Source organism: Microvirga alba, from assembly GCF_015694465.1.
GTDB lineage: Bacteria > Pseudomonadota > Alphaproteobacteria > Rhizobiales > Beijerinckiaceae > Microvirga > Microvirga alba.
The window spans coordinates 160,100-175,100 of sequence record NZ_JADQDO010000004.1 but is presented as its reverse complement, the minus strand read 5'-3'; the positions used below and the strand labels follow the sequence as shown (position 1 = coordinate 175,100).

General features: G+C 58.4%; 13 protein-coding genes. 5 read left to right on the top strand and 8 right to left on the bottom strand.

Annotated features, from left to right (window positions below; translation table 11 throughout):
* Positions 1–234: 234 nt before the first annotated feature.
* The 5 genes from I2H38_RS10660 (at position 235) to I2H38_RS10640 (ending at position 5,264) form a co-directional block, all read left to right on the top strand.
* Entirely contained in the window at positions 235–840 is a 606-nt protein-coding gene (locus I2H38_RS10660; RefSeq protein WP_196271828.1) for an NADPH-dependent FMN reductase, read from the top strand.
* Positions 841–1,107: 267 nt separating this feature from the next.
* Positions 1,108–1,980 carry an amidohydrolase family protein gene (locus tag I2H38_RS10655; protein WP_324617382.1) on the top strand — a complete coding sequence of 291 codons (873 nt, stop codon included), beginning with the start codon at positions 1,108–1,110 and terminating at the stop codon, positions 1,978–1,980.
* Positions 1,981–1,994: 14 nt separating this feature from the next.
* Positions 1,995–3,035, top strand: a complete 1,041-nt coding sequence (locus tag I2H38_RS10650; RefSeq protein WP_196271826.1) for an ABC transporter substrate-binding protein — start codon at positions 1,995–1,997, stop codon at positions 3,033–3,035.
* A 33-nt stretch (positions 3,036–3,068) separates the two neighbouring features.
* Positions 3,069–3,995, top strand: a complete 927-nt coding sequence (locus tag I2H38_RS10645) for an MBL fold metallo-hydrolase (RefSeq protein ID WP_196271825.1) — start codon at positions 3,069–3,071, stop codon at positions 3,993–3,995.
* Between the two features lie 180 nt (positions 3,996–4,175).
* Positions 4,176–5,264: an NAD(P)/FAD-dependent oxidoreductase gene (locus tag I2H38_RS10640; protein WP_196271824.1), complete on the top strand. Its 1,089-nt coding sequence runs from the start codon at positions 4,176–4,178 to the stop codon at positions 5,262–5,264.
* 430 nt (positions 5,265–5,694) lie between these two features.
* On the opposite strand, the gene I2H38_RS10635 is transcribed toward I2H38_RS10640, so the two are convergent.
* The 8 genes from I2H38_RS10635 to I2H38_RS10600 all read right to left on the bottom strand — a co-directional run bounded on the left by I2H38_RS10635 (position 5,695) and on the right by I2H38_RS10600 (position 14,908).
* On the bottom strand, positions 5,695–6,795 hold the full coding sequence (locus tag I2H38_RS10635) for a C45 family autoproteolytic acyltransferase/hydolase (RefSeq protein ID WP_196271823.1): 1,101 nt from the start codon (positions 6,793–6,795) through the stop codon (positions 5,695–5,697).
* Between the two features lie 26 nt (positions 6,796–6,821).
* Positions 6,822–7,850 carry a dipeptidase gene (locus I2H38_RS10630; protein WP_196271822.1) on the bottom strand — a complete coding sequence of 343 codons (1,029 nt, stop codon included), beginning with the start codon at positions 7,848–7,850 and terminating at the stop codon, positions 6,822–6,824.
* Positions 7,851–7,927: 77 nt separating this feature from the next.
* Positions 7,928–9,508: an ABC transporter substrate-binding protein gene (locus I2H38_RS10625; protein WP_196271821.1), complete on the bottom strand. Its 1,581-nt coding sequence runs from the start codon at positions 9,506–9,508 to the stop codon at positions 7,928–7,930.
* Between the two features lie 24 nt (positions 9,509–9,532).
* Positions 9,533–10,513 (bottom strand): ABC transporter ATP-binding protein, encoded by a 981-nt coding sequence (locus I2H38_RS10620; RefSeq protein WP_196271820.1) that lies wholly within the window; start codon positions 10,511–10,513, stop codon positions 9,533–9,535.
* Positions 10,500–11,504, bottom strand: a complete 1,005-nt coding sequence (locus I2H38_RS10615; RefSeq protein WP_196271819.1) for an ABC transporter ATP-binding protein — start codon at positions 11,502–11,504, stop codon at positions 10,500–10,502. The genes I2H38_RS10620 and I2H38_RS10615 overlap by 14 nt, the downstream gene beginning before the upstream one ends.
* Before the next feature lies 1 nt (position 11,505).
* Positions 11,506–12,327: an ABC transporter permease gene (locus tag I2H38_RS10610; protein ID WP_196271818.1), complete on the bottom strand. Its 822-nt coding sequence runs from the start codon at positions 12,325–12,327 to the stop codon at positions 11,506–11,508.
* Entirely contained in the window at positions 12,324–13,280 is a 957-nt protein-coding gene (locus I2H38_RS10605; RefSeq protein ID WP_196271817.1) for an ABC transporter permease, read from the bottom strand. Before I2H38_RS10605 ends, I2H38_RS10610 begins: the two co-directional genes overlap by 4 nt.
* 284 nt (positions 13,281–13,564) lie before the next feature.
* Positions 13,565–14,908: an aminotransferase class I/II-fold pyridoxal phosphate-dependent enzyme gene (locus I2H38_RS10600; protein ID WP_196271816.1), complete on the bottom strand. Its 1,344-nt coding sequence runs from the start codon at positions 14,906–14,908 to the stop codon at positions 13,565–13,567.
* Positions 14,909–15,001: the final 93 nt, after the last annotated feature.

Genomic DNA, 15,001 nt, shown 5'->3' with positions numbered 1-15,001 from the left:
AGAATCGATCGACCTCCAGAGCGAAGCAGGGAGGGATCGGGGCGCGTGCCCCCGCAGACCGACCGTTACGTGCGAACAATCAACCGAGCGATTCACGAATTGGGTCTGCGGCGGAACAGATAAGCCAAATCCGGCGAAGCCCTCTGCCAATCCCCGATTCTCAACGGAGATCACGATTTTCTCGTTTGATCGAGCTCGGCGCAAAGCACATGCTCTATACGCGTCTCGCCTTCTATGGCGTCAGTTCAAGCGAAAGGATCTCCTGTGGCTCGTCCCCGTCTGCATGTATTAGTCTGCAGCACCCGTCCGGGCCGAAAGGGGCCGGCTATAGCCAAATGGTTCCATGGTGTCTCAACAAAGCACGGCAAATTTCAGTCCGTGCTCGTGGACCTCGCCGAATTCGGGTTGCCTGTTTATGACGAGCCAGAGCATCCGAGACTAAGAAGTTATCACCACACCCATACACGCGCTTGGAGCGAAAGCGTCGATGCGGCTGATGCACTGGTATTCGTGACGCCAGAATACAACCACGGGCCGCCGCCATCCCTCCTCAATGCGCTAAACTATCTTTATCATGAATGGGGAAACAAGCCCGCGAGCTTTGTAAGTTACGGCGGTGTATCGGCTGGACTTCGCGCGGTCCAGTCGTGCAAGCCAATCTTAAACGCACTCAAAATGGTGCCGATCGTCGAAAACGTCACGATCCCCATGTTCCAGCAGCACCTCGATGAAGAGGGCAAGTTCATGCCGACAGACCTCCATGCAGGCTCCGCCAAAAGGGTGTTGGATGAACTTTACCGTTGGACAGAGGCTATGGTGAGTCTTCGCGTGGCGACGTAAGGCCAGGCAGTCTGAACGACATCCATCCTGCATGAATGATCGACAGCAATAGCGCGACGATAGCTGGCTGCGACACTGCAGAAATATCAACGAGCCGATTGTTTTCGTCGTTTGATAGGTCGATCTAGAGACGCTTAGGTTGCTTCGCTGCGTGCGTGTCATGCGGAGCCCAGCATAGATGAATATCCGTGTGCTTAGTGGCCTTCCGGTGGTCAATAGTTTCTTTCTCGGAGTTTGGAATTGACCGATTATCCTTTAAGTGAGGAAGTGCCGCCTCCGACATCTGCCCCACTTCGTCCGCTGCCCCCAGGCGCTTGGGATAATCATGTCCACCTGTATGGTCCCTGGAACAAGTTTTCATTGGTCCCCGAGCGTCGACACATCCCACCTCTGGCAACTTACGAGCAATATATTGACATGCTCGACACCGCAGGTTTCGAACACGGGCTTATTGTGCACGGCTCCGGCAGCGGCCTCAATCACAGTGTCACGCTGGACGGATTGAGGCGGGCCGAGGGACGGCTCAAGGGTATCGCGGTCATTCCAACCACCACTTCGGATTCCGAGCTGTCGGCGCTGATGGAGGCCGGCATCGTCGGCCTCCGCTTCATGAACAATGGTCGGCCCCCGTCTCATCCAGCGGTGGGTATGCGGGATCTGAATGATTTTAAGGTCTTTGCCCCGCGCATGCGTGCGGCCGGTCTTCAGGCTCAGGTCTTTGCAAAGTGCGAATACATCGTTGAGGCAAGCCGCGATTTTCTCAGCTACGGCGTTCCCATTGTATTCGACCACATGGGGTTGTTTGACGTAGCGCTTGGTCTCGGCCATGCGACTTTTCAGAGCTTTCTGAGGTTATTGAAGGACGGTGACTTCTGGGTGAAGTTCTCTCCTAGTCAGGTCAGCAAACGCCCGGGTGATTACGCAGACGTCAGGCCTTTCTACGACGCACTGGCTGAAGCCATTCCTGACCGCATTGTTTTTGGCAGTCTATGGCCGTCGCATGGCAACGTTGGCCATCTCATCGATCTGTTCGACGCGTGGACACAAGACGAAACGATCCGCAATAAGGTGCTTTCGTCAAATCCTGGGGCACTTTTTTCGAAGTGGGCGAGCACTCAGACTCGCCAGTTGTCGATATAGCAAGGGAGACAATCATGAGCCTTGTCGGAAATCTTCGATCGCTCGCGGTCGTCGCGACGGCGCTAGCGTCGCTTGCGGGGCCAGCGCATGCCTTTGATGCCAATCTCGTGAATGAGGCGACGAAGGAGGGCGAGGTCGTCTGGTACACTTCGCTCATTCAGAATCAGGCCGCACGCCCGGTCGCAGCAGCATTCGAACGGCGGTTCCCCGGCATCAAGGTGCAGATCGTTGCGGGTACGGTTGGAGATCTAACCGTCAAGATGCTCAACGAGGGCAGAGCTGGTCAGACAAAGGCGGACGTGTCTCATGGGGGATCCGGACTCGGCGCGATGCTGAACGCCGGTCTCATTGATCGCTATGTCGCCGATGCCGCCAGAGACTACCCTAACGCCTACAAAGATCCGCAGGGTCTATGGACCGCCCAAGTGGTGAGTTTTCTTGTTCCCGCTGTTAACACAAGCGTGGTTGCGGAGAAGGACATTCCCGCCTCGTATCAGGACCTTCTCGCCGCTCGCTGGAACGGAAAGATTGCGTGGCCGGGAGTACAAGGACAAGGTGGTCCCGTCGGCCTCATCGGCGCACTTCTGAGTGCAATGGGCGAGGATGCGGGAATGCAGTTCCTGAAGAAGCTGTCAGGGCAATCGATTGTCAACGTGCCCGCCAACAATCGCGTCGTTCTGGATCAGGTGATAGCTGGGGAATATCCGATCGCTCTTGCCACGTTCAGTCACCACAGCGAGCTAAGCGCGGCGCAAGGCGCTCCCGTGAAATGGCTCAAGTTCGCACCAGCGCTGGGCACTCTCGACACGTCTTATATTCTTAAGAATGCGCCTCACCCGAAGGCCGCGCGTCTGTTTACCGAGTTTCTGCTCTCGTCCGAGGGACAGGGAGTACTGAGCGAGGCGAGCTACATTCCGGCGAGCCCATCAGTGGCCGCTAAAATCCCCGGGTTGAAGCCCGAGACCGGGGGCTTCAAGGCGGTCGTCATCACGCCGGAACTGTTTATGGCCAACGAAAAAAAGTGGCAGGAATTATACGCAACCCTATTCAAATAGACATTCCGTTTCGTAGAGTGAGAGGAGCGACCTATGGCCGACACAGCACCCGCGTCCTCCGTGTCCCAGATCAAGGAGAGCACCGAAAGTCCCGTGGCGAAATTCTATCGGTATCGTCTTGGCGCGTATCACATCACAGCCATCTTTGACGGCTGCAGCAACGTCCCGCTGACCTCGTCATTCGTGCTGAATGCAACGCAGGAGGAGGTCAGCAAAGCATTAGCTGTTGCCGGTTTTGATTCTCAAACTGTGCCAATCACATTCACCCCAATTGTGGTCGAGTTGGGCTCGAGACTGGTCGTCATCGATACAGGCACCGGGGAAGCGAATCTGGAAAGAAGCAAGGGGCTTTCTGGGCAGTTCCAGATGAATCTCGCTGCAGCGGGGATAGATCGGAATGCAATTGATACGGTTGTCATATCGCACTTTCACGGCGACCACGTGAACGGATTGCTGACGGCCGACGGAGAAAGGGCATTTCCAAACGCAGAAATCCTTGCGCCTTCCCGAGAATGGTCGTTCTGGATGAACGATGACGAGATGAGGCGCGCATCAACGGATCGAATGAAGGGGCTTTTTGCCAACAATCGACGCATCTTCGATAGATTGCGGAGGCAGGTTACGCTCTACGATTGGGATGATGAAATTGCGCCCGGCATCGTCGCAGTCGGGACTCCTGGACATTCGCCGGGGCATACTTCCTATCTTATCACATCGGAAGGGAACAGTGTCTTCATTCAATCGGACGTAACAAACGTTCCTGCCTTGTTTGCTTGTCACCCGGAATGGCAGGCCGCGTTCGACTACGATCCTGAGATGGCGGTGGAGACCCGGCGGCGTGTTTACGACATGCTCTCATCAGAACGGATTCTTGTTCAGGGTTTCCATTTCCCGTTTCCAGGTGTCGCGCTGATAGACCGCACCGCCGAGGGTTATCGCGCCGTGCCCGTGGATATCTGAGGTCAGACTCATTGTTGAGATCGAACGGGGGTGCTGAGGGACGAGGGCTTTGTCGTTCGAGGGGGCGCTCTCGGTGTATCTCCACCACAGGAGCGCAGCCGCTTTTCACCGACGATTGCGATTTCGCGGGGTCAGCCGGCTGAGCCCGGCGTAACTACGATAAAGTGAAAGAATTCATCCATGGATGTGCTCGTCGTGGGTGCCGGCGTCGTCGGCCTTGCTATCGCGCAGGCGCTGACACAGCGGGGTCACTCCGTTTTCGTGGCGGAAGCAACAGGTAGTATCGGCAATGGTATCTCCTCTCGCAATAGCGAGGTGATTCACGGCGGAATGTACTATCCCTCGGGATCGCTGCGCGCGATCCATTGCACCGCCGGGCGGCGGATGCTTTACGCTTTCTGCGAGGCCTACGGTGTGCCGTATGCCAAATGCGGAAAGCTGATCGTTGCGACGAATGATATTGAGCTGAGCAAGATCGAGAACATCTATAAGCAGGGCTTGGCGAACGACGTCGAAGGCCTGTCCATTCTAGACGCGCCGGAGGCGAAGGCGCTCGAACCCGCCCTTGCGTGCTCCGGAGCAATCCTCTCCGAGGAAACCGGAATCATCGATTCCCACGCTTTCATGCTTGCCCTGCAGGGCAAGCTGGAGGCGGAGGGGGGCGTCGTGGCCTTCTATGCGCCGGTCGAGCGGATCGCACCGGACGGTACAGGGTGGCAGGTAACTATTGGCGGCACTGATCCAACAACCTTGCCGTTTGATGCCGTCGTCAACGCAGCGGGCTTGGGTGCGAACGCCCTTGCTCGTGCAACTGAGGGATATCCCTTGGAGCGGATTCCCAATCTATTTCTCGTCAAGGGCAACTACTTCGGATGCTTACATAAGCCAGCCTTTTCCCATTTGATCTATCCAGCCCCAGTCGATGGTGGACTTGGGACGCACGTGACTCTTGATCTTGCCGGGCGCATGCGTTTCGGACCAGATGTTGAGTGGATCGATGAGGAGGATTATGTCGTCGATCCGAAGCGGGCCGAGAGTTTCGAAGTCTCCATTCGCCGCTACTGGCCAGATCTGCCTGACGAAGCGCTCATCCCTGATTACGCGGGGATACGCCCGAAACTTACGGGACCTGGCGAACCCGTGGCCGATTTTCAGATCGATGGTCCGAGCAACCATGGTCTGACTGGTCTCGTTCATCTTTTCGGGATTGAGAGCCCCGGGCTGACCGCATCGCTCTCGATCGCTGAACACGTTGCAGCCAATCTGTGACCGGTACCGGTAGCGTCTGCTGCCGACGGTGGTTCACGGGCGAACTGAAGACGCGCTCAACACCAAGCTTGCAGGAGTGGTCGCTCGTTTTGTGAAACGGTTCTAGGTGGAGGAGCCAAGAGCGATCAAACGCACCTTCAGGACAGCGTTCGGTCTCGCCCTTCTGCCAAGCGCTCGAAGCCGCGTTGAAAAGCTGCGGCTATGCAGTCGCCGCGGGCCAGAAAATCGAAGCCGGGCATACCGCTCGCCTATGTCATCGACACCTATGAAGGGGAGGTGTTGACCCTGAGGAGCTGGCACGCCAGTGACGATTCCAGTATGCCCTGTAGCGCCGGACCGCGTCGTAGCCGCCGCACCTCGTATCCGAGCGAATTAAGGTCAGCACTCTCTCCGACCCTAAATGCTGCTTCCAATACACTTAGTGATTGCCTCAAGTGTCAGCTGCTTCTGCGAAAGCTATTTCGCAGGGATGCCCGAATCCGACATATGCCTTGCGCTCCTCCAGTACGAAAACAGAGGCGTAGGACGTGAACGATCCCTTATGGTCGCCATCATTGTGCCGGCAGACACTGTCTTGCGGAAAACCGACGTGATCCTGGGCGATACGCCAAAAATCCTCCGCCGTTTCCGCCATTGGAAGCAATTCCGAAATGCGATGATGGCGGTGATAGGTGGAGGTATTTTCAGTGGGCGTTGGCGACAAATCCTTGAAAGCCGGCGTGAAGTAATGGTTGGTCCGGATCACCATGCTGTCGTTGCGGTCGAGCAGGTTGGCGTCCTTTGCTGTAATCTCGAGTGCGCCGACCTCGCCTGAGGTAGCAACAACATTGTTGATGCCGGTGAGGCGGGGATATGCGCGGGCCGCTTCGACAACGTCATCGAGCGTATGGACTGCGCGCGAGAGAAAATGGCCGTTTGTTCCGGTATCCGCGACACCGAGGCGGTTGACGTCGAATGGTGTGCGCTTCGACCAGATACCGCTCGTGCCGAGGGCAAAACCGCGATTGGTCATGATGGAGCCGGGATATCCGATCATGCCGGCCTTGTGAATCTCAAGAGCCTCGTAGCCGTCCGGATAGTGCCTGAGCAGAACCACATGCTCCGTTGCGCCACCCTTCAGATCCCGTGTCTTGGCGATCAGGGTCCGCTTTGAGCCGTCCTTTCGCGTCACCACGCGCGCATATTGGCTGCATTCGACATCCAGAAATCCGAGCACCAGTGCAAGCTTGATGTTAAGCGTGAGAATGTCCTCGAAAGGCAGGCCGCTGCCCTCCGCCATGCCCTGGTATTCCCGCCATGTGTCGGGCTGGTGGTCGCGAACGAACCCGGCTGCCTCACGGTACAGGCGTTCGATATCCTGCCCCTTTCGACCGGCGAGCTCCCGGCGCACCGATTCGAGATTTTTGGCGAAGAGATGAGGCACCGCGCGACCATGTTGGCGGCCCTGCTCAAAGCTGTCGCCTTCCAGCCTGAGGATTCTTTGACCTTTCGCCTGAGCGCTATCGAACAGGACGACATTGAAGGTAGACATTCTTATTCCTCCGAGTATCTCGAAACTCACCAGACAGCTTGGAAGACGCGCAAGAAGTTCTGGCCGAGGATCTTCTTGATGTCGCTGTCTGAGAACCCGCGTTTGACCAGCCCGCGCGTCAGATTCCGCACATGCTGCACCTTGGCGTAGTCGCGGTTGAGCACCGTCTCGCGTACCCACGGGCTGTTGTAGAACAGCTTCGTCGTCGTCTCCCAGGATAGCTTGGGTTTCTCGAACACGTCTGACCCGAGGCCGATATGGTCGGTGCCAACGAGCTTGGCGATATGCTCGAAATGATCGAGATAATCTGAGATCGTTGGCTGGACGCCGACAGTCTTGTGGGACATGAACCCGTGCGGGCTCAACCCTACGACGCCGCCCTTGGCCGCCACTGACTTGATCATCTCGTCAGTGATGTTGCGTGCAGAAGGCGTGACGGCCTTTGCGTTGGAGTGGCTGAAGATGCAAGGCTTGCGGCTTTTCTCGATCGCCTCCAGCGAGGAGCGCTCTCCCACATGAGAGAGGTCGATGACGATGCCTAGCCGGTTCATCTCATTGACCGCCTGGATGCCGTAATAGCTCAGGCCGCGATTGGCGGGTTCCAGACAGCCGTCGGCCATCAGGTTCGGTTCCATATAGGCGAGCTGGCAGACACGAAGGCCGAGCTGGTGCAGGATGGTCCAGCGCCAGAAATGCTTGTCGATCGGCGTCGGCGTCTGAAAGCCGAAGATGACTCCAAGTTTCTTCTGGGCGATCGCCCGCTCGATGTCGCCGACGCTTTTCACGTGCAGCACCTGATCAGGCAAGACCTGAAACAGGTTGAAGTAGTGGAACATCTGCTCGAGGGCATCTTCGAATTCCTTCGCATGCGCCACAAGGGTCACGTGGGTGATGCGAATGTTGGACTCGCGGATCCGCTCCATATAGGAGCGGCCACCGTCGGTGGGCGGCTCGGGATTGACGAGCGCACCGCCGAGACCGTCGAGAATGAAGGATGAGGCGTGCAGTTCCTCGGCGCGTTCGGCCTCGGCAGGAGTCAGGTGAAGATCGGACACCGGTTCAATTCCTGAGTGTTGATGACGATGGAAGCCGCCTGAAAGGCCGGCGCCGGAGGCTGCCGGCCACTCTGGTCTCAGGCCAGGCGCACGAGGTTGTACATGTGCTCACTGGCTTTTCCCGCAGCTTCGGGATGCCACGAGAAGCCGCGATATTCCTGCCGATAGGGCCGCAGATAGCTGTATTCCACCATCGGGACCATCGGCTGATCGGCTGCAAGGATCTTTTGGATCTCGGAGTAAATCTTCGTGCGTTCACCTTGATCGACGCTGGCTCGCCCGGCGATGAACAACTCATCAACCTTGGGGTTGCTGTATTTCATGTTGTTCCGTGAACTCTTCGACTCATAGTAGTCGATCATCTCCGAGGGGTCCGGTCCGCGCGTGCCGCCGCCATGCACGAAATCGAATCCGCGTTTGTTGATCTCCTCAACACGCAGAGCGAACTCGACCACCTTCACGTCGACGCGAATGCCGACAGCGCTCAATTGCTGCTTGACCATCTGCGCCTGCTCGACGCTGCCCCAAATATTGGTGGGGAAGACGATCATTTGCACGGTCATGCGAATGCCGTCGGCACCCTTCTTGTAACCGGCCTCGTCCAGCAGTCTCTCGGCTTCCGCCAGATTGAACTCCGGCTGGCGTGCGGTGGCATCGTTGGCCCATGGCACGGCGGAGGTGAAATGACCCCAGGCTGGCTTCACGAGGTTCAGATAAAGTTTTCCGACGAGCTCGTCACGATTGATGGCCATCGAGACGGCTCGACGCAATCTGATGTCCCGCCACATCGGCTTGTCGAAATTGAACCCGAACCACATCACGATCGTGGATGGGGTCGAGTCGATGGCGATCCCTTTCACGGATTTCAGCCGTGCGGCATCAGCGAACGGAGGTGACGCGGTGACGTAGCCGACCTGGCCGGCCTCCAATGCCATAAGCGCGGTCGAGAGATTTGGCAGGATCTGGAAAGCGAGGCGCTCCAGATAGGGGCCTTCGCCGTAATAGTTGGGGTTGGGTTCCAGCAGCACGTGGCTACCCACCACATATTCGACGAACCTGAACGGTCCCGTGCCGACCGGTTTCAGATTGGCCGGATTGTCTCGGACGCTCGATCCTTCGTAGAGATGCTTCGGCAGAATATTGAAGCCGTTATAGCTTGCGAAATTCTGTATGATGATCCCGTTCGGGCGGGCTAGGCGAAGAACGGCAGTGAGATCGTCGGGCGTCTCCACCCTCTCGATATCGGAGACGAACTTGTAGGTCGCCGCCCTGTCGCCCTCTCGGACGATATCCTCGATGGTCCATTTCACGTCGGCGGAGGTGAACGGCTTGCCGTCATGCCACTTCACACCGGGCCGAAGCTTGAAGGTATATGTCTTCAGATCCGGGGCGATCTCCCAGGATGTGGCCAGGTCCGGGAAAATCTCATTCTTCACGTGGTCATATTTCACCAGCTTCGACATAATGTTGAAGTTGATGTAATTGGCGCCGCCGAAGGTGTCGTAGTTGGTGTTGAAGTTCTTCGGATCGAGTGAGGCCGCGACGACGAGAGTTCCCTTGAACGTCTTTTTGCCTGATTGCGCCCAAGCCGGGACAGGGGCCGACATCAGAGTGCCGGGCAGCAGCGCCATCCCGGAGAGAAAAGTCCTTCTTTTCATCTGCATTTACTCCATGACATTGCATTACAGGACATGGCATGCGGCCATGTGAGAGCCCTCGCCCATCGGACGAAGCGATGGTTCCTCGGTAGAGCATCGGGGTACGGCCAACGGACAGCGTGGGTGAAAGCGGCAGCCGGACGGCGGGTCGATGGCGCTTGGTGCTGCCCCGTCCAAATGCTCGCGTGGGCCGGACGGCTCTGACCGGAGATCGGGCACGGAGGCCAGCAGAAGCTTCGAATAGGGGTGTCGGACCGCGCGTGGCATCGCGGAGGACGGCATCTCTTCAACGACCTTGCCGAGATACATGACGATGACCCGGTCGCATAGAAACTTGGCGGTTGCCAGGTCGTGCGTGATCAGAAGGATGCCGATTCCACGTTCGCGGTTGAGGCGTTGCAGGAGTTTTAGAACACTGGCGCGGACCGACACATCGAGCATCGAGACCGGTTCGTCCGCGACAATGATGTCAGGCTCGACTACAAGCGCGCGGCCGATGGCAACGCGCTGGCGCTGCCCGCCGGACAATTGATGCGGATATCGATTGCTGAAATCGCCGAGTGCGCCGAGCTCTACGTGGTCGAGCGCCTCGAGAGCTCGCTCGCGCTGCGCGGCCGCCGACGCTTCGAGGCCAAGATAGCGCAGTGGCTGCATCAAGGTCTCCAGGATCGACCGACGAGGGTTAAGAGTGTCGTAGGGATCCTGAAAAACCATTTGCATGCGGCGACGAAACGAACGCAGCTCACGGCCTTTGAGTTGAAAGATGTCGGTGCCGTCTAAGCGCACAGAACCGGCGGTCGGCTTTTCCAGGCGCACGAGCATCTTGCCGGTAGTGGTCTTGCCACATCCGGACTCGCCCACCAGTCCTACGACCTCTCCCGGTTCGATCGTCAGATTGACATTGCTGACGGCCTGGACGCTGGGCTGACGGCTGCGGATTTGACGCCAGAGGCCGACCTTGACCGGATAGGTCTTGACGAGCCGTGTCACCTCAAGTCGGGACATTGGCGATCTCCTTCCCGGCAATCAACACGTCGAATTGTGTAGCGAAGTGGCAACGCGACCGGCGGCCCGGCGCAACCTCGACCATCGGTGGCGGCACCTGCGCGCAGATGGGCTGGGCGTGAGGGCAGCGTGGGGCGAAGCGGCACGCCAATGGCGGGTTCACGAGGTCGGGCGGCACCCCTTCGATGGAACTGAGCGTGGTGATCTCGTCATAGATCGATGGGATGGAGGCGACGAGCCCGCGCGTATAGGGATGGCGTGGGTTGAGAAGGGTCTCGCGCGTCGGACCTTCCTCAGCGATCTGCCCGGCATACATGACGGCGACCCGGTCGCAGAGCTCGGCCACCGCCGATATGTCGTGCGAGATCAGGATCAGGCTCAACCCGAACTCTGCTTTGAGGCCGGCAAGGAGCTCAAGCACCTGGCGTTGCGCGACGACGTCGAGGGCGGTCGTTGGCTCATCCGCCAGAAGGATCCGCGGCTGGCACATGAGGGCCAGCGCGATGACCGCGCGCTGCTTCATGCCGCCGGAGAACTCGTGCGGATAATTCATGAGCCGTGAAGGAGAGAGGCCCACCTTTTCAAAGATGGCTCGCGCCCGGTCGAGCGCCTCGGCCCGGCTGACGGGTTGGTGCTCCGTGAGCGCGGCGACCATCTGGTCACCGATGCGTCGGACCGGATTGAGCGCCGTCATGGCGTTCTGAAACACGATGGCGATGTCCTGCCAGCGGATGCGGCGCACCTCGTCCTCACTCGCGGCGACGATATCCTTGCCGTCTATCAGCACCTTTCCGGCCGTGATCCGACCATTGCCGGGCAACAGGCGCATCAGGGCATAAGCGGTCGTGCTCTTGCCGCAGCCCGACTCTCCAACGAGGCCGAGGCTCTCGCCAGCACGGAGCGTGAACGATATGTCGTTGACCGCGCCGAGCGATCCACGTCGGGTTGTAAAGTCAATCCTGAGGCCTGCGACTTCCAAGAGGTGTGACATGTCAGGCCATCGCTCCCTGCTGCCGCGGATCCAACCGCTCCTGCAACGTCCCGCCGATGAGGTGAAACGACATCAGCAACATGGCGATGGCCAGGCCTGGGAAAATGATCATCCATGGCGCCGAGGCGATGAAGCCTTGGCCCCAATAGAGCACTTGTCCCCATGACGCGATATTGGGGTCGCTGAGTCCCAGGAACGCGAGACCAGCCTCCGTCAGCACCGCATAAGCCATCTGAAGCATCGAGTTCGCCATGACCGGTCCGATGCCGTTGGGCACGACATGCGAAAACAGCACGGTGAAGGGACCTGCACCGGACACGATGGCGGCCTGGGCGTAACCACGTGACTTCAAGGTGAGCACTTGCGCACGCATGATGCGTGCGTTGGACGGCCACATGGTGAGTCCGACGATCGCCACGGTGAGCCACAGATAGGATCCGAAGACAGCGACGACGAGGATGATCAGGAACAGGCGCGGCACGATGTTAAACATCTCGAACAGACGAGATAGAACGTCGTCAACAAGGCCGCCGAAGTAGCCGGAAATCGCGCCAAGCACCGTGCCGCAGACAAGAGAGATGCCCGCGGCCCCGAAAGCAAAGAGCAGCGATACTCGGGTGCCCCAAGCAAGCATCGCGGCAACATCGCGCCCGGTATGGTCGGTGCCTAACGGATAGGCCCAGTCCGGCGGCTGCATGGGCGGCGCGTTGGAAAACAGCGGGTTGCTCGGATAGAGTGCCGGCGCCAGGAGCGCGACTGCCACCATGAATGCCAGAAGTGCAAGGCCAAGGATCAGCGGTGTCTCACGCGCCAATGATCTCATGAGTAGATCACCCGAGGATCGAGATAAGTGTAGATCACGTCAACGATGAAGTTGCCGATGATGACGAGGAGTGTAGCGAAGAGAAAGCCGCCCATCAGAACGGGATAGTCGCGGGCGCTTACCGCTTCGAACATCAGTCGCCCCAATCCCGGCCAAGCGAACACCGTTTCCACGAGCAATGCGCCGGTCAGCAAGGCGCTCAACGAGAGACCGGCCACGGTTACGGTCGGCAACAATGCGTTGCGGAGGGCGTGACGCATATAGACAACCCGTTCGGAGAATCCGATCGCACGCGCTGTGGTGATGAAATCTTCCCGAGCGACTTCGAGCACGCTGGCGCGCGCCAATTTGGCGTAGATCGGGAGTGTGTGCAGGAAGAGGCACGTCGCCGGTAGGATCATGTGGATGGCGATGTCGATCCAACGTGGACGGCCAAAGGACATGAAGCTGGTCATCCCCGAACTCGGAAGCCATTGTAACTTGACCGCAAAGATCATGATCAGCATCATGCCGATCCAAAAAATAGGCATGCAGTAGAGAAGGATTGTGCCGTAGCTGATGAGTTTGTCGGCAATCCGGTTGTGGTGCCGGGCCGCGTACGCGCCGAGCCACGTGCCGAGCAGGATGGAGAAGAACTGACTGATGAGCACGAGCAGCATCGTCGCCTGCGCTCGCTCCAGCAGCAGTTCAAGCACAGGGCGTCGATACGCGAACGAATAACCGAGGTCGCCGTGCATAAGTTTGACGAGATATGTGCCGAGCCTCTCGAGCACCGGTGCATCGAGACCATACGATTTACGAAGTTCTGCGATGTATTCGACTGGTGCGTGTTCGCCGGCCATCACGACAGCCGGATCGCCGGGTGCCAAATTGATGAGCAGAAAGTTCATCATCACCGCAAGTAGAACTACGGGGAAAATCTGCAGGATGCGGCGTGCGAGGTATCTCAGCATGGCGTTGTTTTCTAGCGGACAGAACTCCGCCGTTCAAACCGTAAGAGCGATCGTCGAAAACGGTCAATAGAATATGATTATGAACAAAAACGAGCCGCGAAATCAATTGTGATACGATGATCTGAATTCCCTGACCGCAGTTCGTCGGCCAAAGAGAATGCGCTGCTGGAGAACTCTCGAATTCGATTGCGTTGTTCGTCGCTCCCGTCCCAGCCGCGTCACGGCGGCCTCCGATCGACACGACCGATCCGATCATAGAAGCATTGGGCAGAAATTGTCTTTGCTCACCGGCCACATGCGCGAGCAAGAAGGTCGGCGATGCGCGCGTGTCCCTCCGCCAGGAGCGTGCCGTTCAAAGACAGAAAGTCCTGGGCGAGCAGCACTGGTGAGAAGTTGCTTCCACCGTAGGTCATGATGCCATCCTTGAGCAGGGCGTCCGCAACGTGTTTCTCGTCCGGAACGGGGAGCCAGATCATCGGTCCCTCGGTTTCCTGCAGTTCGAATCCAACTGCCCGGAGCGCCTCGCTGAAGAGGGCGTGACGAGAGTAGCATGTATCAATGAAGCGTCGAAGATGCGCGCCTGCACTTGGGTCCGTGAGTTGAAACGCTACCGCATCCTGGAGAACCCGACTCACCCATCGCGAGGAGAAGGTGAAACTCTGCCACATACGATCGATATAATAGTCGCTGCCGCCGGCGACAGCGACCCGGACATTGTGACCGAAGAAGAAGTTGAACGATTGGATGTGGACGACCGAGTGCGGAAGATGTTGGCCGATTGAACGAATTCGGCTTTGATTGCGACGCAGCAGCGGCGACAGAACCAGTTCGAACACTGCCACATGCTCGTCACGCAGCAGGGAGGCGGCCTGATGGACCCAGTCGGCCGTCACCGAAAGTCCGGTCGGATTGTGGCCGAAGGGTTGGTAAACCAGTGCGACGGGACGGCTGCGCAGTGACTGCGCAAGGACGTTGAGGTCGGGTCCGCCATTCACTCTGGGCAAAGGTACGATCGTCGCACCGATTGCTTCCAGGATGTCGAACACACGCGGCAGCGACGGCACTTCGACGAGCACACGGTCGCCGGGGCGCACGGTTGTTCTCAATGCCATCTCGATGGCGCACACGCCTCCATGCGTCGCCAGCAGGAATTTGGGTGGAAACGGCCACATGTCAGTCGCGACCGCGCGCAGTGCGGGACTGATCGGCACCGGCGTGTAGTCGTTGATTCCTGGATCGGCCGCTGCTGCGGCGAGTGCCGGGCCGAGCGGCGGGATCAGTTTGGGGTCGCTGAGTGTATAGCCGAGATTGAGTGGTACGGTTGCGGCCTTCGAAGTCAGTGCATCGAAGCGCGCCGCTCGTGGCGCGCGCGGTGGCCCCAGTACAATCGTGCCGCCCCGACGCTTTGTCTCGAGCACGCGCCAGTCCACCAATTCGCGCCAGGCCATGGCCACGCTCGTCGCACTCATCGCCATGGCATTGGCAACGTCGCGAACCGTAGGCATCCGCGTCCCGGCCACAAGTTTGCCATCGGCTACGAGGTCCATGATCGTGCGGCTCAAAGAGCGCGCTGTACGCAATGGAACGTTGCGGACGAGTAATGCGAGGACATTTTGCTTGCCCTCCACGCGAGGCTCCTTTTGTTTATGAACATTCATCATTGACTGAACTTTGCGCCGAGGTCTAGCCTCAACTTCGACATCGACGATGGCTCGAAACCG